Annotated in this window: 26 protein-coding genes; 23 read left to right on the top strand and 3 right to left on the bottom strand. The window is 64.4% G+C overall.

Going from position 1 to position 23,071, the window contains the following annotated elements; all coding sequences use genetic code 11:
• Positions 1–53 precede the first annotated feature (53 nt).
• From QSV36_RS18220 to QSV36_RS18160, 13 genes are all read left to right on the top strand, one after another.
• Positions 54–959 (top strand): energy transducer TonB, encoded by a 906-nt coding sequence (locus QSV36_RS18220; protein WP_289133626.1) that lies wholly within the window; start codon positions 54–56, stop codon positions 957–959.
• 170 nt (positions 960–1,129) lie between these two features.
• Complete coding sequence (locus tag QSV36_RS18215; protein WP_289133625.1) at positions 1,130–1,699, top strand: YqgE/AlgH family protein; 570 nt, start codon at positions 1,130–1,132, stop codon at positions 1,697–1,699.
• Positions 1,699–2,136 (top strand): Holliday junction resolvase RuvX, encoded by a 438-nt coding sequence (ruvX, locus tag QSV36_RS18210; RefSeq protein ID WP_289133624.1) that lies wholly within the window; start codon positions 1,699–1,701, stop codon positions 2,134–2,136. The genes QSV36_RS18215 and ruvX overlap by 1 nt, the downstream gene beginning before the upstream one ends.
• A gap of 49 nt (positions 2,137–2,185) precedes the next feature.
• On the top strand, positions 2,186–2,704 hold the full coding sequence (gene pyrR, locus QSV36_RS18205) for a bifunctional pyr operon transcriptional regulator/uracil phosphoribosyltransferase PyrR (protein ID WP_225779525.1): 519 nt from the start codon (positions 2,186–2,188) through the stop codon (positions 2,702–2,704).
• A 13-nt stretch (positions 2,705–2,717) separates the two neighbouring features.
• On the top strand, positions 2,718–3,722 hold the full coding sequence (locus QSV36_RS18200) for an aspartate carbamoyltransferase catalytic subunit (protein WP_170033196.1): 1,005 nt from the start codon (positions 2,718–2,720) through the stop codon (positions 3,720–3,722).
• Positions 3,719–4,990: a dihydroorotase gene (locus QSV36_RS18195; protein WP_289133623.1), complete on the top strand. Its 1,272-nt coding sequence runs from the start codon at positions 3,719–3,721 to the stop codon at positions 4,988–4,990. Before QSV36_RS18200 ends, QSV36_RS18195 begins: the two co-directional genes overlap by 4 nt.
• Positions 4,991–5,186: 196 nt before the next feature.
• Positions 5,187–5,717: an ATP-dependent protease subunit HslV gene (gene hslV / locus QSV36_RS18190; RefSeq protein WP_025340909.1), complete on the top strand. Its 531-nt coding sequence runs from the start codon at positions 5,187–5,189 to the stop codon at positions 5,715–5,717.
• A gap of 76 nt (positions 5,718–5,793) precedes the next feature.
• Entirely contained in the window at positions 5,794–7,137 is a 1,344-nt protein-coding gene (gene hslU / locus QSV36_RS18185) for an ATP-dependent protease ATPase subunit HslU (RefSeq protein ID WP_015272084.1), read from the top strand.
• Between the two features lie 185 nt (positions 7,138–7,322).
• Positions 7,323–7,700 (top strand): gamma-butyrobetaine hydroxylase family protein, encoded by a 378-nt coding sequence (locus tag QSV36_RS18180; protein ID WP_289133622.1) that lies wholly within the window; start codon positions 7,323–7,325, stop codon positions 7,698–7,700.
• A 270-nt stretch (positions 7,701–7,970) separates the two neighbouring features.
• Positions 7,971–9,650: a class II poly(R)-hydroxyalkanoic acid synthase gene (gene phaC / locus QSV36_RS18175; protein WP_289133621.1), complete on the top strand. Its 1,680-nt coding sequence runs from the start codon at positions 7,971–7,973 to the stop codon at positions 9,648–9,650.
• A 62-nt stretch (positions 9,651–9,712) separates the two neighbouring features.
• Positions 9,713–10,564, top strand: coding sequence for a poly(3-hydroxyalkanoate) depolymerase (gene phaZ, locus QSV36_RS18170; RefSeq protein WP_289133620.1), 852 nt, complete (start codon positions 9,713–9,715; stop codon positions 10,562–10,564).
• A gap of 79 nt (positions 10,565–10,643) precedes the next feature.
• Positions 10,644–12,326: a class II poly(R)-hydroxyalkanoic acid synthase gene (phaC, locus tag QSV36_RS18165; protein WP_289133619.1), complete on the top strand. Its 1,683-nt coding sequence runs from the start codon at positions 10,644–10,646 to the stop codon at positions 12,324–12,326.
• A 13-nt stretch (positions 12,327–12,339) separates the two neighbouring features.
• On the top strand, positions 12,340–12,954 hold the full coding sequence (locus tag QSV36_RS18160) for a TetR/AcrR family transcriptional regulator (protein ID WP_289133618.1): 615 nt from the start codon (positions 12,340–12,342) through the stop codon (positions 12,952–12,954).
• Between the two features lie 121 nt (positions 12,955–13,075).
• Here the strand turns inward: QSV36_RS18160 and QSV36_RS18155 are convergent, their stop codons facing one another.
• From QSV36_RS18155 to QSV36_RS18145, 3 genes are all read right to left on the bottom strand, one after another.
• The gene (locus QSV36_RS18155) at positions 13,076–13,876 is read right to left on the bottom strand and encodes a phasin family protein (protein ID WP_289133617.1); all 801 of its coding nucleotides are present in this window, start codon (positions 13,874–13,876) and stop codon (positions 13,076–13,078) included.
• Between the two features lie 10 nt (positions 13,877–13,886).
• Positions 13,887–14,306 carry a phasin family protein gene (locus QSV36_RS18150; RefSeq protein ID WP_289133616.1) on the bottom strand — a complete coding sequence of 140 codons (420 nt, stop codon included), beginning with the start codon at positions 14,304–14,306 and terminating at the stop codon, positions 13,887–13,889.
• 120 nt (positions 14,307–14,426) lie between these two features.
• Positions 14,427–14,702 (bottom strand): polyhydroxyalkanoic acid system family protein, encoded by a 276-nt coding sequence (locus tag QSV36_RS18145; RefSeq protein ID WP_186672329.1) that lies wholly within the window; start codon positions 14,700–14,702, stop codon positions 14,427–14,429.
• Between the two features lie 124 nt (positions 14,703–14,826).
• Between QSV36_RS18145 and ubiE the strand changes: the two genes are divergently transcribed.
• The 10 genes from ubiE to QSV36_RS18095 all read left to right on the top strand — a co-directional run bounded on the left by ubiE (position 14,827) and on the right by QSV36_RS18095 (position 22,939).
• Positions 14,827–15,597 (top strand): bifunctional demethylmenaquinone methyltransferase/2-methoxy-6-polyprenyl-1,4-benzoquinol methylase UbiE, encoded by a 771-nt coding sequence (ubiE, locus tag QSV36_RS18140; protein WP_289133615.1) that lies wholly within the window; start codon positions 14,827–14,829, stop codon positions 15,595–15,597.
• The gene (locus QSV36_RS18135; protein ID WP_289133614.1) at positions 15,597–16,220 is read left to right on the top strand and encodes a ubiquinone biosynthesis accessory factor UbiJ; all 624 of its coding nucleotides are present in this window, start codon (positions 15,597–15,599) and stop codon (positions 16,218–16,220) included. Before ubiE ends, QSV36_RS18135 begins: the two co-directional genes overlap by 1 nt.
• A complete protein-coding gene (gene ubiB / locus QSV36_RS18130; protein ID WP_289133613.1) occupies positions 16,217–17,836 on the top strand; it encodes a ubiquinone biosynthesis regulatory protein kinase UbiB in 1,620 nt (539 codons plus the stop codon). Before QSV36_RS18135 ends, ubiB begins: the two co-directional genes overlap by 4 nt.
• 72 nt (positions 17,837–17,908) lie before the next feature.
• A complete protein-coding gene (gene hisI, locus QSV36_RS18125) occupies positions 17,909–18,301 on the top strand; it encodes a phosphoribosyl-AMP cyclohydrolase (protein WP_289133612.1) in 393 nt (130 codons plus the stop codon).
• A 1-nt stretch (position 18,302) separates the two neighbouring features.
• On the top strand, positions 18,303–18,638 hold the full coding sequence (locus tag QSV36_RS18120; protein ID WP_289133611.1) for a phosphoribosyl-ATP diphosphatase: 336 nt from the start codon (positions 18,303–18,305) through the stop codon (positions 18,636–18,638).
• Between the two features lie 137 nt (positions 18,639–18,775).
• On the top strand, positions 18,776–19,048 hold the full coding sequence (locus QSV36_RS18115) for a twin-arginine translocase TatA/TatE family subunit (RefSeq protein WP_225779538.1): 273 nt from the start codon (positions 18,776–18,778) through the stop codon (positions 19,046–19,048).
• Positions 19,049–19,051: 3 nt separating this feature from the next.
• Positions 19,052–19,429, top strand: coding sequence for a Sec-independent protein translocase protein TatB (gene tatB / locus QSV36_RS18110; RefSeq protein ID WP_289133610.1), 378 nt, complete (start codon positions 19,052–19,054; stop codon positions 19,427–19,429).
• Positions 19,426–20,217, top strand: a complete 792-nt coding sequence (tatC, locus tag QSV36_RS18105; RefSeq protein WP_225779540.1) for a twin-arginine translocase subunit TatC — start codon at positions 19,426–19,428, stop codon at positions 20,215–20,217. The genes tatB and tatC overlap by 4 nt, the downstream gene beginning before the upstream one ends.
• Positions 20,214–20,921 (top strand): 16S rRNA (uracil(1498)-N(3))-methyltransferase, encoded by a 708-nt coding sequence (locus tag QSV36_RS18100; protein ID WP_289133609.1) that lies wholly within the window; start codon positions 20,214–20,216, stop codon positions 20,919–20,921. The genes tatC and QSV36_RS18100 overlap by 4 nt, the downstream gene beginning before the upstream one ends.
• 101 nt (positions 20,922–21,022) lie before the next feature.
• Entirely contained in the window at positions 21,023–22,939 is a 1,917-nt protein-coding gene (locus tag QSV36_RS18095; RefSeq protein ID WP_289133608.1) for a methyl-accepting chemotaxis protein, read from the top strand.
• Positions 22,940–23,071 lie beyond the last annotated feature (132 nt).

The following is a 23,071-nucleotide window of genomic DNA, read 5'->3' as shown; positions in this document are numbered from 1 at the left end:
GCCGGTCCTTTTCGACTGAGCTGCTGCCCCGCCCCGCGGTTGCTGGATACCTGATGACGCTGCCTGCCGACATCCCCGCCGACTTGCTGCCACCGCGCGTTCGCCCGGTGGACAGGCTTGGTTTTACCCTGTTCCTGGCTGCCCTGGTGCACCTGGCGCTGATCCTTGGCGTGGGTTTCACCGTGGTCAAGCCGGCGGAAATCCGCCAGACCATGGACATCACCCTGGCCACGTTCAAGAGCGAGAAGCGGCCGGAAAAGGCCGATTTCCAGGCCCAGGACAACCAGCAGGGTAGCGGCACCCTGGACAAGAAAGCAGTGCCCACCACCACCGAGGTGGCACCGTTCCAGGACAGCAAGATCAACAAGGTCACCCCGCCGCCTGCGGCCAAGCCCGAAGTGACGCCACCGCCTGTGCCGGAAAAGTCCGCCGTGGCGACCAAGGCGCCGAAAGCCCAGAAGGTCGAGCCCAAGCCCAAGGAAAGCAAGCCGCAGCCCAAACCTGCGGCCGCCACGCCGGAGTTCGACAGTTCGCAGCTATCGAGCCAGATCGCCAGCCTCGAAGCCGAGCTGTCCAATGAACAGCAGATGTACGCCAAGCGCCCGCGCATCCACCGCCTGAATGCCGCATCGACCATGCGCGACAAGGGCGCCTGGTACAAGGAAGAGTGGCGCAAGAAGGTCGAACGGGTGGGCAACCTCAACTACCCCGAGGAGGCGCGTCGGCAGCAGATCTACGGCAACCTGCGAATGATGGTGTCGATCAACCGCGATGGCTCGTTGTACGAGGTGCTGGTGCTGGAATCGTCCGGGCAGCCGGTGCTCGACCAGGCGGCGCAGCGCATCGTGCGGCTGGCGGCGCCGTTCGCGCCGTTTACCGGGGACCTGGCCGAGTTTGACCGGCTGGAGATCATCCGTACCTGGCGCTTTGCCCGCGGGGACCGTTTGTCCAGTAACTGACTCACCGGCTTTACCGGCCTCTTCGCAGGCACGCCCGCTCCCACAGGATCTTCACCGGTTTCGAACCCTGTGGAGTACCTGTGGGAGCGGGCTTGCCCGCGAAGAGGCTGGCATAAAGGACACAAAACCGCACCTTGTCAGCCTCGCCACCTGGCGCCACACTATCTCCCATGAAAACCCTCACGCCGAGCTACCTCAAGCATCAGTTCCTGATCGCCATGCCGCACATGGCCGATCCGAACTTCGCCCAGACCCTCACCTACATCGTCGAGCACAATGCCCATGGTGCCATGGGCCTGGTGGTGAACCGGCCACAGGAACTCAACCTGGCCGACATCCTCGAACAGTTGCGCCCGGACGAAGCACCACCCGCCAGCACCCTGCAGGTGCCGATCTACCAGGGTGGCCCGGTGCAGACCGACCGCGGCTTCGTGCTGCATAGCAGCGAATGCAGCTACCAGGCCACCGTCGAACTGCAGGGCCTGTCATTGTCCACTTCGCAGGACGTGCTGTTCGCCATTGCCGAAGGCGTGGGGCCGCAGAAGAGCCTGATCACCCTGGGCTATGCCGGTTGGGAAGCAGGCCAGCTGGAAGCGGAGCTTGCCGACAATGCCTGGCTCAACTGCCCGTTCGACCCGGAAATCATCTTCGGCCTGGCCAGCGACCTGCGCCTGGAAGCCGCAGCCGCCAGCCTGGGTATCAACCTGAACCTGCTGACCAGCCAGGCGGGCCACGCCTGATGGCCGAAGTGCAGAACGAACCCCGCCTGCTGCTGGGCTTCGACTACGGCAGTAAACAGATCGGCGTGGCTGTCGGCCAGGTGGTTACCGGCCAGGCCCGCGAGCTGTGCACCCTGAAGGCGCAGAACGGTGTGCCGGACTGGGCTCAGGTCGAGAAGCTGATTGCCGAATGGAAGCCTGACGCCATCGTTGTCGGCCTGCCGCTGAACATGGATGGCACCCCCAGCGAAATGAGCGCCCGCGCCGAAAAGTTCGCGCGCCGCCTGAACGGCCGTTTCAACCTGCCGGTACACACCCACGACGAGCGCCTGACCACCTTCGAGGCCAAAGGCGAGCGCATGGCCCGTGGCGGCCAGCGCGGCAGTTACCGTGACAACCCGGTCGATGCCATTGCCGCCGCCTTGTTGCTGCAAGGCTGGCTGGAGGCCAACACCTGACCATCTTTGCCGCCGGGCCCGCCCGGCGCACCCTTCCAAGGAGCCCGCAATGAGCCTACCCAATCCCGCCGAGCTGATCCGGCAGATGGCTGTCGACCTTCGCGCCCACCTGGCCCGCCGGGCAATTACCGAGCCACGTTATATCGGTATCCGCACGGGCGGCGTCTGGGTTGCCCAGGCCCTGCAGGAAGCCATGGGCGACAGCAGCCCGATGGGCACCCTGGACGTCTCGTTCTACCGCGACGACTTCAGCCAGAACGGCCTGCACCCGCAGGTGCGTCCATCCGAGCTGCCGTTCGAGGTCGAGGGCCAGCACCTGATACTGGTGGATGACGTGCTGATGAGCGGCCGCACGGTCCGCGCCGCACTTAATGAACTGTTCGATTACGGCCGCCCGGCCAGCGTCACCCTGGTCTGCCTGCTGGACCTGGATGCCGGCGAATTGCCAATCCGCCCGAATGTGCTTGGCGCCACCCTGTCGCTGGCCGCCCATGAACGGGTAAAATTGACCGGACCCGCACCGCTCGCCCTCGAGCGCCAGGACCTCGCCAACGCTTCTGCCCTTTAAGAGTCCCCCCGCGATGACGCCAATCGACGCCAAGCGCCCGCTGCAGCTCAATGACCAGGGCCAGCTGCGCCACTTCCTCTCGCTCGACGGTTTGCCCCGCGAACTGCTCACCGAGATCCTCGACACCGCCGACTCGTTCCTCGAAGTCGGTGCCCGGGCCGTGAAGAAAGTCCCGTTGCTGCGCGGCAAGACCGTGTGCAACGTGTTCTTCGAGAACTCGACCCGTACCCGTACCACCTTCGAACTGGCAGCCCAGCGCCTGTCGGCCGACGTGATCAGCCTAAACGTGTCGACTTCCTCGACCAGCAAGGGCGAGACCCTGTTCGACACCCTGCGCAACCTCGAAGCCATGGCCGCCGACATGTTCGTGGTACGCCACTCGGACTCCGGCGCCGCGCACTTCATCGCCGAGCACGTGTGCCCCGAGGTTGCCGTGATCAACGGCGGTGATGGCCGCCATGCGCACCCGACCCAGGGCATGCTCGACATGCTCACCATTCGTCGCCACAAGGGCAGCTTCGAGAACCTGTCGGTGGCCATCGTCGGTGACATCCTGCACTCGCGCGTAGCCCGCTCCGACATGCTCGCGCTGAAAGCGCTGGGCTGCCCGGACATTCGCGTGGTCGGCCCGAAAACCCTGATCCCGGTCGGTATCGAGCAGTATGGCGTGAAGGTCTACACCGACCTCGCCGCAGGCCTGAAAGACGTCGATGTGGTGATCATGCTGCGCCTGCAGCGTGAGCGCATGGCCGGCGGCCTGCTGCCCAGCGAAGGCGAGTTCTACCGCCTGTTCGGCCTGACCACCGCGCGCCTGGCCGGCGCCAAGCCCGATGCCATCGTCATGCACCCTGGCCCGATCAACCGCGGTGTGGAAATCGAGTCGGCGGTGGCCGACGGCAAGCATTCGGTGATCCTCAACCAGGTCACCTATGGTATCGCCGTGCGCATGGCCGTGCTGTCCATGGCCATGAGCGGGCAGAACGCGCAACGTCAATTCGACCAGGAGAACGCCCAGTGACCGTCAGTATTCTTGGCGCCCGGGTCATCGACCCGAACAGTGGCCTCGACCAGGTCACCGACCTGCACCTCGACGGCGGCCGCATTGCCGCCATCGGCGCCGCCCCGGCCGGGTTCAGCGCCAGCCGCACGATCGACGCCGCCGGTCTGGTCGCCGCGCCAGGCCTGGTGGACCTCGGCGTGTCGCTGCGCGAGCCGGGCTACAGCCGCAAAGGCAACATCGCCAGTGAAACCCGCGCCGCCGTGGCCGGCGGCGTCACCAGCCTGTGCTGCCCACCGCAGACCAAGCCGGTGCTGGACACCTCGGCGGTGGCCGAGCTGATCCTTGACCGCGCCCGCGAGGCCGCCAACAGCAAGGTCTACCCGATCGGAGCGCTGACCAAGGGCCTGGAAGGCGAGCAGCTGGCCGAGCTGGTGGCCCTGCGCGACACCGGCTGCGTGGCCTTCGGCAATGGCCTGAAGGAAATCCCCAACAACCGTACCCTGGCGCGTGCCCTGGAATACGCCGCCACCTTCGACCTGACCGTGGTGTTCCACTCCCAGGACCGCGACCTGGCCCAGGGCGGCCTGGCCCATGAAGGCGCCATGGCCAGCTTCCTCGGCTTGCCGGGCATCCCGGAAACCGCCGAGACCGTGGCCCTGGCGCGCAACCTGCTGCTGGTGGAGCAGACCGGCGTACGTGCGCACTTCAGCCAGATCACCAGTGCCCGTGGCGCGCGGCTGATTGCCCAGGCCCAGGCCCTGGGCCTGCCGGTCACCGCCGATGTCGCGCTGTATCAGCTGATACTCACCGACGAGTCGCTGCGTGAATTCTCCAGCCTGTACCACGTGCAGCCGCCGTTGCGCACCGCCGCCGACCGTGACGGCCTGCGCGAGGCCGTGAAGTCGGGGGTGATCCAGGCGATTTCCAGCCACCACCAGCCACACGAGCGCGACGCCAAGCTGGCCCCGTTCGGTGCCACCGAGCCGGGCATCAGTAGCGTCGAACTGCTGCTGCCGCTGGCCATGACCCTGGTACAGGACGGTCTGCTCGACCTGCCAACCCTGCTGGCGCGCCTGAGCAGCGGCCCGGCAGCGGCCCTGCGCCTGCCGGCCGGTGAGCTGAAGGCGGGCGGCGCCGCCGACCTGGTGCTGTTCGACCCGCAAGCCTCGACCGTGGCCGGCGAGCAGTGGTTCTCGCGCGGCGAGAACTGCCCGTTCATCGGCCACTGCCTGCCGGGTGCGGTGCGTTATACCTTGGTCGACGGGCATGTCTGCCACGAGGCCTGAGTAAAAGCCATTCGCGGGCACGCCCGCTCCCACAGCAGATCACTGTCCCCTGTGGGAGCGGGCATGCCCGCGAACGCTCTTGCACGGTGCCCCCTGCCAAGCGCGACCATTCATCCCCTGCGGTTGAAATCCTTCCCCCCACCCCCATATGAGTCTGCATCAGGCACTTTCGCCCCGCTGCGTGGAGACTCTCCCCTTGACCACCATCGTTTCTGTCCGCCGTAACGGCAAAGTCGTCATGGGCGGCGACGGCCAGGTATCCCTCGGCAACACCGTGATGAAAGGCAACGCCAAGAAAGTGCGCCGCCTGTACCACGGCCAGGTCATCGCGGGCTTCGCCGGCGCTACCGCCGATGCTTTCACCTTGTTCGAGCGCTTCGAAGGCCAGCTGGAGAAACACCAGGGGCACCTGGTTCGTGCTGCCGTGGAACTGGCCAAGGAATGGCGTACCGACCGTTCCCTGAGCCGCCTGGAAGCCATGCTGGCAGTAGCCAACAAGGATGCTTCGCTGATCATCACCGGCAACGGCGACGTGGTCGAACCGGAAGACGGCCTGATCGCCATGGGTTCCGGCGGTGCATACGCCCAGGCCGCTGCACGCGCCCTGCTGAACAAGACCGACCTTTCCGCCCGGGAAATCGCCGAGACCGCCCTGAACATCGCTGGCGATATCTGCGTATTCACCAACCACAACCTGACCATCGAGGAGCAGGACCTGGCCGAGTGATTCAGCTGTTCTGGCGCCCCCGCCCGGTGCGGGGGCTTTTCCACGCTGACTCATCTGCCCAAGGACCCAACTGATCATGTCCATGACCCCCCGCGAGATCGTCCACGAACTCAACCGTCACATCATCGGCCAGGATGACGCCAAGCGCGCCGTGGCCATTGCCCTGCGCAACCGCTGGCGGCGTATGCAACTGCCTGCCGAGCTGCGTGCCGAAGTCACGCCGAAAAACATCCTGATGATCGGCCCTACCGGCGTCGGCAAGACCGAAATCGCCCGCCGCCTGGCCAAGCTGGCCAACGCGCCGTTCCTCAAGGTCGAAGCCACCAAGTTCACCGAAGTGGGCTACGTCGGCCGCGACGTCGAGTCGATCATCCGCGACCTGGCCGATGCCGCGCTGAAAATGCTCCGTGAGCAAGAAATCATCCGCGTGCGCCACCGCGCCGAAGACGCTGCCGAAGACCGCATTCTCGACGCCCTGCTGCCACAGGCGCGGGTCAGCAGCTTCGCCGAGGAAGCCGCGCAGACCAGCACCGATTCCAACACCCGCCAGCTGTTCCGCAAGCGCCTGCGCGAAGGCCAGCTGGACGACAAGGAAATCGAGATCGAAGTGGCCGATGCCGTGGGCGTCGAAATTGCCGCACCACCCGGCATGGAAGAAATGACCAACCAGCTGCAGAGCCTGTTCGCCAACATGGGCAAAGGCAAGCGCAAGGCACGCAAGCTGAAGGTCAAGGAAGCGCTGAAGATGGTTCGCGATGAAGAAGCGAGCCGCCTGGTCAACGAGGAAGAACTCAAGGCCAAGGCCCTGGAAGCGGTCGAGCAGCACGGCATCGTGTTCATCGACGAAATCGACAAGGTTGCCAAGCGTGGCAACGTTGGCGGCGCCGACGTGTCCCGCGAAGGCGTGCAGCGCGACCTGCTGCCACTGATCGAAGGCTGCACCGTCAACACCAAGCTGGGCATGGTCAAGACCGACCATATCCTGTTCATTGCCTCGGGTGCGTTCCACCTGAGCAAGCCGAGCGACCTGGTGCCCGAGCTGCAAGGGCGCCTGCCGATCCGCGTGGAGCTCAAGGCCCTGACCCCGGAAGACTTCGAGCGCATCCTGCAGGAACCGCACGCGTCGTTGACCGAACAGTACCAGGCCCTGCTCAAGACCGAAGGGCTGAACATCGAGTTCCTGGCCGACGGTATCAAGCGCCTGGCCGAGATCGCCTACCAGGTCAACGAGAAGACCGAGAACATCGGCGCCCGCCGCCTGCACACCTTGCTCGAGCGCTTGCTCGAAGAGGTGTCGTTCAGTGCCGGCGACCTGGCCAGCACCCATGACGAAGCGCCGATCCAGATCGATGCAGCGTATGTGAACAGCCACCTGGGTGAGCTGGCGCAGAACGAAGACCTGTCGCGCTACATCCTGTAAGACCGCAGGGGGCCGCTCTGCGGCCCATCGCGGCACAAGGCCGCTCCCACAGCCCTCCAATGCAGCGCTGAACTTGTGGGAGCGGGCTTGTGCCGCGAAAGGGCTGCGTAGCAGCCCCAATGTCCCTTGAATCCCTCCTCCATAAGCTGGAAGCTTGCACCATCAGCTCCCGAGAGATTCCGCCCATGGCCCGCCTGCCCACCGCCATCAACCTGTACAAAGCCTCGAAAACCCTCAGCCTCACCTACGCTCCCGGCGAGGTCTACCACCTGCCCGCCGAATTCCTGCGCGTTCACTCCCCCTCGGCCGAGGTCCAGGGCCACGGCAACCCCATCCTGCAGTTCGGCAAGATCAATGTCGGCCTCAGCGGCCTGGAACCTGCCGGCCAATATGCACTGAAACTGGTCTTCGACGATGGCCATGACAGCGGGCTGTTCACCTGGGAATACCTCGAACAGCTGTGCCTGCGCCAGGAACAGCTGTGGGCCGAGTACCTCGACGAGCTGCACAAGGCCGGAAAATCCCGCGACCCCGCCGAATCGGTGGTGAAACTCATGCTCTAGCGCAAGGCCCTCAGCGTTTAGAGCGCATTTTCTAGAATCATCTGTTTGAATGCCTTATAGACAGCCCAGTGAAGGGCTGTCTTGCGCATTACATGAAAGTCGGGTAACCAATGGGGAGTGGCAAGTTCCCTGCATCACGTTGCAGGTAGCAACAACCCTCGCAGCACCGCTGTTCCTTATCACTGGTCACCCGAGTAGCAGTACCGGGCTCAGCACTGTGCACCCGCCACAGCAAACCGGTACTCGTCTCAGGACAACGGAGCGTCGTAGATGAGTAACAAGAACAACGATGAGCTGCAGCGGCAAGCCTCGGAAAATACCCTGGGGCTCAACCCGGTCATCGGTATCCGCCGCAAGGACCTGTTGAGTTCGGCACGTACCGTGCTGCGCCAGGCCATGCGCCAACCGCTGCACAGCGCCAAGCATGTGGCCCACTTCGGCCTGGAACTGAAGAATGTGCTGCTGGGCAAGTCCAGCCTGGCCCCGGAAAGCGATGACCGTCGCTTCACCGACCCGGCCTGGAGCCACAACCCGCTGTACCGCCGCTACCTGCAAACCTACCTGGCCTGGCGCAAGGAACTGCAGGACTGGATTGGCAGCAGCGACCTGTCGCCCCAGGACATCAGCCGCGGCCAGTTCGTCATCAACCTGATGACCGAAGCCATGGCGCCAACCAATACCCTGTCCAACCCCGCGGCGGTCAAGCGCTTCTTCGAAACCGGCGGCAAGAGCCTGCTGGACGGCCTGTCCAACCTGGCCAAGGACCTGGTCAACAATGGTGGCATGCCCAGCCAGGTGAACATGGATGCCTTCGAAGTGGGCAAGAACCTGGGCACCAGCGAAGGTGCCGTGGTGTACCGCAACGATGTGCTGGAGCTGATCCAGTACAGCCCGATCACCGAGCAGGTGCATGCGCGTCCGCTGCTGGTGGTGCCGCCGCAGATCAACAAGTTCTACGTGTTCGACCTCAGCCCGGAAAAGAGCCTGGCGCGCTTCTGCCTGCGCTCGCAACAACAGACCTTCATCATCAGCTGGCGCAACCCGACCAAGGCCCAGCGCGAATGGGGCCTGTCGACCTACATTGATGCGCTCAAGGAAGCCGTCGACGCGGTGCTGGCGATTACTGGCAGCAAGGACCTGAACATGCTCGGGGCCTGCTCCGGCGGCATTACCTGCACTGCCCTGGTGGGCCACTATGCCGCCCTTGGCGAAAACAAGGTCAATGCCCTGACCTTGCTGGTAAGCGTGCTGGACACCACCGTCGATACCCAGGTCGCGCTGTTCGTCGACGAGCAGACCCTGGAGGCCGCCAAGCGCCACTCCTACCAGGCCGGCGTGCTCGAAGGCAGCGAGATGGCCAAGGTGTTTGCCTGGATGCGCCCCAACGACCTGATCTGGAACTACTGGGTCAACAACTACCTGCTTGGCAACGAGCCCCCCGTGTTCGACATCCTGTTCTGGAACAACGACACCACGCGCCTGCCGGCCGCGTTCCACGGCGACCTGATCGAGATGTTCAAGACCAACCCGCTGACCCGCCCCAATGCCTTGGAAGTGTGTGGCACACCGATCGACCTGAAGCAGGTGCAATGCGACATCTTCAGCGTAGCCGGCACTGCTGACCACATCACCCCGTGGCAGTCGTGCTACCGCTCAGCGCACCTGTTCGGCGGCAAGATCGAATTCGTGTTGTCCAACAGCGGGCATATCCAGAGCATCCTCAACCCGCCAGGCAACCCCAAGGCGCGCTTCATGACCGGTGCCGACCGCCCGGGTGATCCACTGGCCTGGCAGGAGAATGCCACCAAGCATGCTGACTCATGGTGGCTGCACTGGCAAAGCTGGCTGGCCGAGCGGGCCGGTGAGCTGAAGAAGGCACCGACACGCCTGGGCAACCGGGCCTACGGTGCCGGCGAGGCTGCACCGGGGACTTACGTCCACGAGCGATAAAGCTGCAGCGCCGTGGCCACCTGCGGGGCGCCACGGTGTTCATTCACCCAAGAGTCACGCGCATGCCGCAACCCTATATCTTCAGGACCGTCGAACTGGACGACCAGTCCATCCGCACCGCCGTCCGCCCGGGCAAGCCACACCTGACGCCGTTGCTGATCTTCAACGGTATCGGCGCCAACCTGGAGCTGGTGTTCCCGTTCATCGAAGCACTGGACCCGGACCTGGAAGTCATCGCCTTCGACGTACCCGGGGTCGGCGGCTCGTCAACCCCGCGCCACCCGTACCGCTTTCCCGGGCTGGCCAAGCTGACCGCACGCATGCTGGATTACCTCGACTACGGCCAGGTCAATGTCATTGGCGTGTCCTGGGGCGGCGCCCTGGCCCAGCAGTTCGCCCACGATTACCCCGAGCGCTGCAAGAAGCTGGTGCTGGCCGCCACTGCGGCCGGTGCAGTGATGGTGCCCGGCAAGCCCAAGGTGCTGTGGATGATGGCCAGCCCGCGGCGCTACGTACAACCGTCGCACGTTATCCGCATTGCGCCGCTGATCTATGGCGGTGGCTTCCGACGCGACCCGGACCTGGCCATGCAGCATGCCGCCAAGGTGCGCTCCGGCGGCAAGATGGGCTACTACTGGCAGCTGTTCGCCGGGCTTGGCTGGACCAGCATCCACTGGCTGCACAAGATCCAGCAGCCAACCCTGGTGCTGGCCGGCGACGACGACCCGTTGATCCCGCTGATCAACATGCGCCTGCTGGCCTGGCGGATTCCCAATGCGCAGCTACACATTATCGACGACGGCCATCTGTTCCTGATCACCCGGGCCGAGGCCGTCGCCCCGATCATCATGAATTTCCTTCAGCAAGAACGACAGCGCGCCGTCATGCACCCCCGCCCGGTTTCGGGCGGGTAGATCGACGGGGCTTCGCGCGGGTGCGGGCATGCCCGCGAAGGTCTCGACAGCGGAACGGCTCAGACGAGGGAGTGTTGCCATGAAAGACAAACCGGCCAAAGGAACGCCAACGCTTCCCGCCACCCGCATGAACGTACAGAACGCCATCCTCGGCCTGCGCGGGCGTGACCTGTTGTCCACGTTGCGCAATGTCAGCCGTCACGGCCTGCGTCACCCGCTGCATACCGCACACCATCTGTTGGCCCTGGGCGGCCAACTGGGCCGGGTGCTGCTGGGCGACACGCCGCACCAGCCGAACCCGCGCGACCCGCGCTTCAACGACCCTACGTGGAGCCAGAATCCGTTCTACCGCCGCGGCCTGCAGGCTTATCTGGCCTGGCAGAAGCAGACCCGCCTGTGGATCGAGGAAAGCCATCTGGACGACGATGACCGGGCCCGGGCGCACTTTCTGTTCAACCTGATCAACGACGCCCTTGCGCCCAGCAATTCGCTGCTCAACCCACTGGCGGTCAAGGAGCTGTTCAACACCGGCGGGCAGAGCCTGCTGCGCGGTGTGGCTCACCTGCTCGACGACCTGCGCCACAACGACGGCCTGCCGCGCCAGGTCGACGAGCGTGCCTTCGAGGTGGGCGGCAACCTGGCCGCGACCCCCGGCGCAGTGGTGTTTCGCAACGAGCTGCTGGAGCTGATCCAGTACAAGCCGATGAGCGAAAAGCAGCACGCCCGGCCACTGCTGGTGGTGCCGCCGCAAATCAACAAGTTCTACATCTTCGACCTCAGCCCGACCAACAGCTTCGTGCAGTACATGCTGAAGAGCGGCCTGCAGGTATTCATGATCAGCTGGCGCAACCCCGACCCGCGCCACCGCGAATGGGGCCTGTCCAGCTACGTGCAAGCGCTGGAAGAAGCGCTCAACGCCTGCCGCAGTATCAGCGGCAACCGCGACCCCAACCTGATGGGCGCCTGCGCCGGCGGCCTGACCATGGCCGCGCTGCAAGGCCACCTGCAGGCCAGGCAGCAACTGCGCCGGGTGCGCAGCGCTACCTACCTGGTCAGCCTGCTGGACAGCAAGTTCGAGAGCCCGGCCAGCCTGTTCGCCGACGAGCAGACCATCGAAGCCGCCAAGCGCCGCTCCTACCAGCGTGGCGTGCTCGACGGCGCCGAGGTGGCACGGATATTCGCCTGGATGCGGCCCAACGACCTGATCTGGAACTACTGGGTCAACAACTATCTGCTCGGCAAGACGCCACCGGCCTTCGACATCCTGTACTGGAACGCCGACAGCACGCGCCTGCCCGCTGCCCTGCATGGTGACCTGCTGGACTTCTTCAAGCTCAACCCGCTGACCTATCCGGCCGGCCTGGAGGTGTGCGGTACGCCCATCGACCTGCAGAAGGTCGACCTGGACAGTTTCACCGTCGCCGGCAGCAACGACCACATCACCCCTTGGGACGCGGTGTACCGCTCGGCCTTGCTGCTGGGTGGCGACCGGCGCTTCGTGCTGGCCAACAGCGGGCATATCCAGAGCATCATCAACCCGCCTGGCAACCCCAAGGCGTATTACCTGGCGAACCCCAAGCTGCCCGGCGACCCGCGCGCCTGGTTTCACGACGCCAAGCGCAGCGAGGGCAGCTGGTGGCCGTTGTGGCTGGACTGGATCACCCAGCGCTCCGGCCCGCTCAAGGCACCCCGCAGCGAGCTGGGCAATGCCACCTATCCACCGCTGGGGCCCGCACCGGGCACCTACGTGATGACCCGCTGAGCCTGCCGACGGGATGAAGACTCGCGACCGTATCCTCGAATGCGCCTTGCAGCTGTTCAACCAGCAGGGCGAGCCGAACGTCTCCACCCTGGAGATTGCCAACGAACTGGGCATCAGCCCGGGCAACCTGTACTACCACTTCCATGGCAAGGAGCCACTGGTACTGGGCCTGTTCGAGCGCTTCGAAGAAGCACTGATGCCCTTGCTCGACCCACCGCTCGAAGTGCGCCTGGAGGCCGAAGACTACTGGCTGTTCCTGCACCTGATCGTCGAACGCATGGCGCAGTACCGCTTCCTGTTCCAGGACCTGTCGAACCTGACCGGGCGCCTGCCCAAGCTGGCACGCGGCATGCGCAGCCTGATCAACGCGCTGAAGCGTACGCTGGCAGCGTTGCTGGCCAGCCTCAAGGGCCAGGGGCAGGTGGAAAGCGAAACCCAGGCGCTGGGGCAACTGGTGGAACAGATCACCCTGACCCTAATGTTCTCGCTGGATTACCAGCGCGTGCTTGGGCGCGAGGGGGATGTGGGGATCGTGGTGTACCAGGTGATGATGCTGGTGGCGCCGCATCTGCAGGCCCAGGCGCGGGCGGCGGCAGAGCAGTTGGCGGTACGCTATCTGGAGGGGTAGACCTGGTGTTTCGGTGCCGTGGCCTTCGCGGGCAAGCCCGCTCCCACAGGGCCTGCGCTGACCAGATGATCGGCGCGATACTTGTGGGAGCGGGCGAGCCCGCGAAGCAGGTGACGCGGTATCAGATCAGGGTACCGCTGCCATTGGCTGCCGACGGCGTGCTGCTGGCGGGGGCGGCGGCTGGTGCCGGGGCGGCGGTCGCAGCTGGCGCAGCACTGCTGGCAGGCGCTGCCGGCTTGGCGGCGGCCGGTTTGGCCGGAGCCTTTTTCACCGCTGGCTTCTTCGCTGCCGCTGGCTTGGCCGCTGCCGGTTTTGCCGCGGGCTTGGCTGCCGCTGGTTTGGCTGCAGGCTTCGCCGCTGCCGTCTTGGCTGCCGGTTTTACCGCTGCTGCCTTGGCTGCCGGCTTGGCCGCTGCGGTTTTCGCCGCAGGCTTGGCCGCTGCCGCCTTGGCCAGCGGCTTGGCCGCTGCCTTGCTCGCCGCCGGCTTGGCGGCCGCACGCGACGAGACCGGCGTAACCGACGCACCGGTCAGTTTCTCGATCTGCTTGGTCAGGCTGTCCACCTGCTGGTGCAGCGCCTTGATCTCGTTGCGGCTCGGCACGCCAAGGCGCGAGATGGCGCTGTTCAGGCGCTTGTCGAAGGCCTCTTCGAGTTCGCTCCACTTGCCCAGGGCACGGTCCTTGACGCCAGACACGCGCGAACTGGTCGACGACTTGGCGGTTTCCGCCACGTCTTCAGCCGTCTTCTTCGCTTGCTTCTCGGCCTTCTCGCCATCCTTCACCAGCGAGTCGAACAGCTTCGAGCCGTCCTGGTCGATCTTCGAATAGATACCCAGCCCTGCCAGCCAGATCTTGCGGGAGTACTTCTCGATCCCGCCGACCCAGGAGCTGCCTTCTTTCTCGGAATTCTTCTTGCCAGCCATCCTGCTCTCCTTATGGTTTGTGCGCGACGCGCTCAAGCAGCTCATGCAGCTGTTCAAGCTTGATGGACAACGCCTCAACGTCATGTTTAGACGGAATGCCCAGGCGATTCAAGGCGCGCCCTACCCGTGCGTCGAAAGCTTTTTCGATTTTGTCGAGTTGAATTTCGACCCGCCCCGGGACGCGGCTAACGGCCTGGGTCGCTTCATCGATCTGGCTGTTGGCCGCATCCAGTTCCTTGTCGATACGCTGCTTGCCACGTTTCTCGACGCCTTCACCGGCCTTGACCAGCTCGTTGAAGTAGTCGGAGCCTTCCTGGCCCACGCGCGCATAGGCGCCGATACCCGCCAGCCAGATCTTGCGCGCGTAGCCGCGCACCTCGCCCAGCGTACCCAGGGCGTCGTCCTTTTTCTTCACAGTCACTTTGGCCATGCTCTGTACCTCATGCTCATGAGTGGAGGAGGAACCGCCCATGGAGGTTGGGCTTGAGCACAAGGTAGAGAGGGAAATTAGAATCTTCACCCTAAGGTGAAGGCAGGGCCCGGCACCGGATCAGGCCAGGGCCTTGTCCAGTGCCCGCTCGATCTCGCCCTTGATCGTGCCGCTCATCATCGACAGCATCATGCCGAGCTTCAGCTCCACGCGGATGCTGTCTTCGCCGATATGCACGCTGCCGTTGGCACCGCTGCGCGCCACATCGACCCGGTCACCGTTCCAGGTAGCCTTGAGGTCGTATTCACGGACCAGCCTGTCCACCAGCGCCTCGGCCTTGGCACGGGCGGCATCACGGCCGAGGGAATGTTTGCGTTCGACGCTGATCTGAGTCATGCAGGTGTTCCTGGAGATGAAGACATAATCGGCATTATGCCCGCCCCCGCCCACTGGCACACCCCGCCAAGACAAATCCGCCCGTTCGCCCTAGAATGGCGGTAATTTTTTCCGGTGAAGCGATATGAACGACCAGCGCAAAGGCGACCAAGCCGAACCCACCACCCATTTCGGTTACCAGGACGTCCCTGAAAGCCAGAAGGCGAAGAAAGTCGCCGAAGTGTTTCACTCGGTGGCGGCCAAGTACGACCTGATGAACGACGTGCTTTCCGGCGGCATGCACCGCCTGTGGAAGCGCTTCACCATCGAGCTGTCGGGCGTACGCGCCGGCAACCGCGTGCTGGACATCGCCGGCGGTACCGGTGACCTGGCCGCCAAGTTCTCGCGGCTGGTCGGCCCGACCGGGCAGGTGGTGCTGGCCGACATCAACGAATCGATGCTCAAGGTTGGCCGTGACCGCCTGCTCGACCGTGGCGTGGCCGGCAACATCGAGTTCGTCCAGGCCGATGCCGAGAAGCTGCCGTTCCCGGACAACCATTTCGACTGCGTGACCATCGCCTTCGGCCTGCGCAACGTCACCCACAAGGACGATGCCATCCGCTCGATGCTGCGTGTGCTCAAGCCGGGCGGCCGCCTGCTGGTGCTGGAGTTCTCCAAGCCGACCAACAAGCTGATGTCCAAGGCCTACGATGCCTACTCGTTCGCCTTCATGCCCCTGGCCGGCAAGCTGATCACCAACGACGCGGACAGCTACCGCTACCTCGCCGAGTCGATCCGCATGCACCCCGACCAGGAAACCCTCAAGGCCATGATGGTCGACGCCGGTTTCGACCGCGTCACCTACCACAACATGACCAGCGGCATTGTCGCCGTACACCGGGGAATCAAGCCCTGATGCTGCTGGCCGGGCTGTTCGCCAGCGTCGAACATGGCCTGAACCGCGTCCTGCGCATGGACAGCACGGCCCTGCCGCGGCTGGCCGCGCTGGAAGGCAAGGTCATCGAGATCGACTGCCGCCAACCGGCCCTGCAGGTATTCATCCTGCCCGATGAAGAGGGCCTGATGCTGGCCACCCACTGGGAAGGCGAGGTCGACTGCAGCCTGCGCGCCCCGGCCGGCAGCCTGGCGCAGCTGGCGCTGGCCAGGGACAAGACTGCGGTGCTGCACAGCCCGCAGGTCGAGCTGCATGGCGACAGTGCCGTGCTGCTCGACCTGTTCGGCGTGCTGCAGGACCTGGAACTGGACTGGGAACACGAGTTGCAGCGCTGGCTCGGCCCGGTCGCCACGGCCATGCTGGCCGGGCACATCCGCCTGCGTGCGCGCTGGACCCGCCAGGGCCTGGCGCGCTTCAGCCAGAACCTTTCCGAGTACCTGGCCGAAGAGTCCCGCACCCTGGTCGGCAGACGCGAAGCCGAAGCCGCCTTCAGCGAACTCGACGCCCTCAAGCTTGATACCGAACGCCTCGAGGCGCGCATCAAGCGCCTCTCCCGATCCCTTGATACCAGCGATAACGCATGAAGCTGCTCGCCGTCCGCCGTCTTTTCCGCATCCAGCGCGTAGTCATCCGGTACCGGCTGGATGACCTGCTGTTCGACTACCCGCTGCCTTGGTGGCTGATGAGCCTGCGGCTGCTGATGCCGTGGCGTTGGCTGCCACGCAAGCCGTCCGAACTCAGCCGTGGCGCACGCCTGCGCCTGGCGCTGCAGGACCTGGGGCCGATCTTCATCAAGTTCGGCCAGTTGCTGTCGACCCGGCGTGACCTGCTGCCAACCGACATCGCCGACGAGCTGATGTTGCTGCAGGACCGCGTACCGCCATTCGACCCGCAACACGCCGTGGCGCTGATCGAGGAACAGCTCGGTGCCAAGGTGGGCGAAGTGTTCAGCCGCTTCGACGTCGAGCCACTGGCCTCCGCTTCGGTAGCCCAGGTACATGCAGCCCGCCTTAAAAGCGGCGAAGAGGTGGTGGTCAAGGTGGTCCGGCCGGGCCTCAAGCCGGTAATCGCTGCGGATATTGCCTGGCTGTTCCTGATCGCCAAAGGCGCCGAGCGTGCCTCTGCCGATGCCCGCCGGCTGCATCCGGTGGAAATCGTCGGCGATTACGAAAAGACCATCTACGACGAACTCGACCTGTTGCGCGAAGCAGCCAACGCCAGCCAGCTACGACGTAATTTCGAAGGCTCCGAGCTGATGTATGTGCCGCAGGTGTACTGGGACTGGTGCCGGCCGAAAGTCCTGGTGATGGAACGCATCTACGGCGTCCCGGTAACCGACATGGCGACCCTCGCCGATCAGCGCACCGACATGAAGATGCTGGCCGAGCGCGGGGTGGAGGTGTTCTTCACCCAGGTGTTCCGCGACAGCTTCTTCCACGCCGACATGCACCCCGGCAACATCTTCGTCAGCACGGTGCGGCCCTGGAGCCCACAGTACATTGCCATCGACTGCGGCATCGTCGGCAGCCTGACGGACGAGGACCAGGACTACCTGGCGCGCAACCTGATCGCCTTCTTCAAGCGTGACTACCGCCGCGTCGCGCAGTTGCACATCGACTCGGGCTGGGTACCGGCGCACACCAAGGTCAATGAATTCGAAGCGGCGATCCGCACCGTGTGCGAACCGATCTTCGAAAAACCGTTAAAGGATATTTCCTTCGGCCAGGTGCTGATGCGCCTGTTCCAGACTGCCCGGCGCTTCAACATGGAAGTGCAGCCGCAGCTGGTACTGCTGCAGAAAACCCTGCTCAACATCGAAGGCCTGGGCCGCCAGTTGTACCCCGACCTGGACTTGTGGAGCACCGCCAAGCCGTTCCTGGAACGGTGGATGCGTGAGCGCATGAGCCCGAAAGCCGTGCTTGGCAACATCCACAGCCAGGTCGAACAGCTGCCGCACCTGGCCGACATGGCCCGTGATGTGCTCGAACGCCTGTCACAACCGCACCTGCACGATCCGCAACTGCCCGAACGTCGCCGCCAGGGCGACCGCTGGCCGCTGCGCCTGCTCGGTGCCGGCCTGCTGGGTGGCGGTGCGGTGCTGGCCGCCGGGGCCGTCGAGGCTGCCAGCCTGGCCGCCCCAAGCGCCTGGCCGGCCTGGCTGATGCTGGCCGCGGGCCTTTACCTGATCGTGCGCCAATAGCCAGCCGCGCGCATGGCTGGCACACTAGCGCAAAGGGCCCGGCACAGGAGCGGGCCCGCTTTGGAGTCGACGATGAAAGACTGGCTGGACGAGATCAAGTGGAACAGCGAGGGCCTGGTACCGGCGATCGCCCAGGACCACAAGACCGGACGCGTGCTGATGATGGCCTGGATGAACCGCGAATCGCTGGCCCTGACCGCCACCGAACAGCGTGCCATCTACTGGTCGCGTTCGCGTGGCAAGCTGTGGCGCAAGGGCGAGGAGTCCGGGCATGTGCAGAAGCTGCATGAAATGCGCCTGGACTGCGATGCCGACGTGATCATCCTGATGGTCGAGCAACTGGGCCATATCGCCTGCCATACCGGCCGTGAAAGCTGCTTCTACCGCGTTTTCGAAGACGGCCGGTGGATAACCGTCGACCCGGTCCTGAAGGACCCGGATGCCATCTACAGCGCAGGACACTGACATGAGCGACACCCTCAATCGCCTGGCCGACGTGCTTGAAGAACGCAAGCAAGCGGCGCCCGACAGCTCCTACGTGGCCAGCCTGTACCACAAGGGCCTGAACAAGATTCTGGAAAAGCTCGGCGAAGAATCGGTCGAGACGATCATTGCCGCCAAGGATGCTGCGCTCAGCAAGGATTACAGCGATGTCATCTATGAAACCGCCGACCTGTGGTTTCATAGCCTGGTAATGCTCAGCGCGCTGGGCCAGCATCCGCAAGCCGTACTCGATGAGCTGGAGCGCCGTTTCGGCCTGTCCGGGCACGATGAGAAGGCCGCACGAACGCCTACTGCCTGACGGGCGCCTGTGGGAGCGGGCGTGCCCGCGAAGAATGCGACGCGGTGCATGGCACCGGCTACGCCGGTATTGCCCGCTCCCACAGGGACCGTGTTGCCGGATCGATTTGCTGTACACACATTTTTCAGGAGTACGAAATGGGTATCTTTGACTGGAAACACTGGATCGTCCTGCTGGTCGTCGTGGTCCTGGTGTTCGGCACCAAGAAGCTGAAGAACTTCGGCAGCGACCTGGGCGAGTCGATCAAAGGCTTCCGCAAGGCCATGAGTGACGAAGAGAACAAGCCGGCCGAGCAGACTCCGCCGCCAGCCCAGCCCGTACCACCGGTGCAGAACACTGCCCAGCCGAACCAGGGCCATACCATCGAAGGCCAGGCCCAGCCGGTCCAAGAGCCGCAGCGGAAAGACTGACCCATGTTCGGCATCAGTTTCAGCGAGCTGCTGCTCGTCGGCCTGGTCGCCCTGCTGGTGCTCGGCCCCGAGCGCCTGCCCGGTGCCGCACGCACGGCGGGCCTGTGGATCGGTCGGCTCAAGCGCAGCTTCAACAGCATCAAGATGGAAGTGGAGCGCGAAATCGGTGCCGACGAAATCCGTCGCCAGCTGCACAACGAGCACATCCTGCAGATGGAAGAGGAAGCCAGACGCATCCTCAACCCGATGACCCCACCGGCACAGCCGCCGGTCACCTCTGCCGTCGTGCAGCCCCCTGCGGGGCTTGAAGCCCGGCCAGTCGAGACAGCTGCCGCCCCGGCCACACCTTCCGAACCGCCCCAACCGCCGCGAGCCCCATGAGCGAGAACCCGGAACACGACCAGCCGATGCCGCTGGTATCGCACCTGACCGAACTGCGCACGCGCCTGTTGCGCTGCGTTGCCGTCATTTTCCTCATTTTTGCCGGGCTGTTCTCCTTCGCCCAGCAGATCTACACGCTGGTCTCGGCGCCGCTGCGCGAGCACTTGCCAGCGAATGCGACGATGATCGCCACCGACGTGGCCTCGCCGTTCCTGACACCGTTCAAGCTGACCATGATCGTCTCGCTGTTCCTGGCGATCCCGTTCATCCTGCAGCAGATCTGGGGCTTCATCGCACCCGGGCTGTACCGTCATGAAAAGCGCATCGCCATCCCGCTGCTGGTGTCGAGCATCCTGTTGTTCTACGCCGGCATGGCCTTCGCCTATTTTCTAGTGTTCCCGCTGATCTTCGGCTTCTTCGCCAGTGCCACGCCGGAAGGCGTGTCGATGATGACCGACATCGCCAGTTACCTGGACTTCGTGATGACGCTGTTCTTCGCCTTCGGCGTGGCGTTCGAGATCCCGGTGGCGGTGGTACTGCTGGTGTGGATCGGCGTGGTCGACGTGAAATACCTGAAGAAGATCCGCCCCTACGTGATCATCGGCTGCTTCGTGGTCGGCATGGTTCTCACCCCGCCGGACATCTTCTCCCAGACCCTGCTGGCCGTACCCATGTGGCTGCTGTTCGAGATCGGCGTGCTGTGCGGCAGCCTGATCCGCAAGCGCAGCGAAGCCGACGACAACGCCGCCAATGACCACAACGACCAGCCGCCAGCGACCCAACCGTGAACCTGTTGCTTCTTGAAGAGGCCGACTTCGTCGCGGCCGACCGCGTCGTTCTTGCTGACCGGCGCTTCACCCACATGCAGGAGATCCACCGCGTGACGGTGGGCGACAATCTGCGCGTTGGCCGTATCAACGGCCTGATGGGCAAGGCCACGGTATTGCGCCTGGAAACCCACGAGGCCGAACTGGAAGTCGTCTTCGACCAGCAGCCACCGGCCAAACTGCCGTTGACCCTGGTGCTGGCCGTTCCTCGCCCGAAAATGCTGCGTCGGCTGTTCCAGACCGTAGCCACCCTGGGCGTACCGCGGCTGATCCTGGTGAACAGCTACAAGGTTGAGAAAAGCTTCTGGCAAACCCCTTTCCTGCACCCCGACAGTGTTCGCGAGAACCTGATCCTCGGCCTGGAACAGGCACGTGACACCGTGCTGCCCGAGGTGATCATCGAAAAACGCTTCAAACCGTTCGTCGAAGATCGCCTGCCATCCATCGCCTCTGGCACCCTGGGCCTGGTCGGCCACCCCGGCCCCTACCCCGCCTGCCCACGTGCCGTGGAGCAAGCCGTGACCCTGGCCATCGGCCCGGAGGGCGGCTGGATCCCCTACGAAGTGGAGCTGTTGGGCAAGGCCGGCCTGGCGCCGGTGCAACTGGGTGAGCGCATCCTGCGGGTAGAGACCGCGGTGACAGCGCTGCTCGCACGAATATTCTGACGCACAAGTCAACTTTTACCCATAAAGTTTCCCTTTCCCGCGCCGATGGCCTTGGCAACAACAACAGATATCGTGCTGCCAAACCGGCCAGGGAGTTTCGCATGTATCAATGGATCGCCCAATCGATGGGCAACGTGAGCGTCAGTCGCAAACTAGGGCTGGGATTCGGCCTCGTGCTGCTATTGACCCTGGCCATTACCCTGACTGGCTGGTATGGCATGGACAGCATCGTCAAACGTGGCGACAAGCTGGGTAACATTTCGCTCATCCAGCAATATACCCAGGAACTGCGCATCGCCCGCCAGCAATACCAACGCCAGCGCGACGACGCGTCGGTGGCAGAGCTGGAAAAAGCCTTGGCCAATCTCGACCGCCAGGTACAACTGATGCTCACGCAGATCGAGCAACCTGCCGACCGTCAGCGGCTGGAGCAACAACGTGAGGCCGTGCGCGGCTACCAGCAGGCGTTCAGCGAGCTGAAACAGGCCGGCCAGCGCCGCGAGGCCAGCCGCAGTGTGCTTGGCGACACCGCCGACAAGGCAACGGAACTGGTCGGCAAAGTGCAACGTGCGCTGCAACAAGGTGGCGATATCAACCAGTATCAGCACGCAGTGGAAGTAAGCGCATTGCTGCAACAGGCGCGCTTCCAGGTGCGCGGCTACACCTACAGCGGCAACGCTGAGTTCCAGCAAACAGCGTTGAAAGCCATTGACCAGGCCCTTGCCGAGCTGCGTGCGCTGCCGGCCAAGGTACCTGCAGAACATGCCGCCAGCCTCGACGATGCCGCCACCGCCATGGCCGGCTACCGCGACGCGGTTACCCAGTTTGGCGATGCCCAGGCCGCCACCGAGCAGGCCCTGCAAAACATGGTCGCACACGGCACGGTGCTGCTGCAGACCAGCCAGGCGATGACCGCTTCGCAGACCGAGGTACGCGATGCCGGCGCCGCCCAGGCCAAGAGCCTGCTCGCCCTGGCCACCGCGCTGGCCCTGGTCCTGGGCCTGCTGGCAGCCTGGACTATCTCCCGGCAGATCATCATCCCGCTGCGCCAGACCCTGCGCGCCGCCGAACAGGTGGCCAGCGGCGACCTGACCCAGCAGCCCCAGGTGCAACGCCGCGACGAACTCGGCCAGTTGCAGGCCAGCATGCAGCGCATGACCCAGGGCCTGCGCGAACTGATCGGCGGCATCGGCGATGGCGTCACGCAGATCGCCAGCGCCGCCGAGGAGCTGTCGGCGGTGACCGAGCAGACCAGTGCCGGGGTCAACAACCAGAAGGTCGAAACCGACCAGGTGGCGACGGCCATGAACCAGATGACCGCGACCGTGCACGAAGTGGCCCGCAATGCCGAGCAGGCCTCGGAAGCCGCGCTGGTAGCCGACCAGCAGGCCCGCGAAGGCGACCGCGTGGTGGGCGAAGCGGTGGCGCAGATCGAGCGCCTGGCGGGCGAAGTGGTCAATTCCAGCGAGGCCATGAACCAGCTCAAGGCCGAGAGCGACAAGATCGGCAGCGTGCTCGATGTGATCAAGTCGGTGGCCCAGCAGACCAACTTGCTGGCCCTCAACGCGGCAATCGAGGCCGCCCGTGCCGGTGAGGCCGGGCGTGGCTTTGCCGTGGTTGCCGACGAGGTGCGCAGCCTGGCCCAGCGAACGCAGCAATCCACCGAGGAAATCGAAGAGCTGATCGCCGGCCTGCAGAGCGGCACCCAGCGTGTGGCCAGCGTGATGGACAGTAGCCGCCAATTGACCGATAGCAGCGTCGAACTGACCCGCCGCGCCGGCTGTTCACTCGAGACCATTACCCGGACCGTGTCGTCGATCCAGGCGATGAACCAGCAGATCGCCACGGCCGCGGAACAGCAGACTGCAGTGGCCGAGGAGATCAACCGCAGCGTGATGAACGTGCGGGACATTTCCGACCAGACCTCGGCAGCCAGTGAAGAGACGGCCAGCTCAAGCGTGGAGCTGGCGCGGCTGGGTACCCACCTGCAGGGGTTGGTGAGGCGGTTCAAACTCTGATCGGGTGAATGGATAGCCTGTGCTGTACCTGTGGAAGTGGGTTTACCCACGAGGGTGCCAGCACAGGCAGACCATTCCCACCTGTTAAGGTGAAATTTCCTACCTGATTTTCAGGTCAAGTCCTACAACTCC

This window comes from Pseudomonas sp. BCRC 81390, assembly GCF_030341915.1.
GTDB lineage: Bacteria > Pseudomonadota > Gammaproteobacteria > Pseudomonadales > Pseudomonadaceae > Aquipseudomonas.
This window is presented reverse-complemented; position numbering and strand designations above follow the sequence as displayed.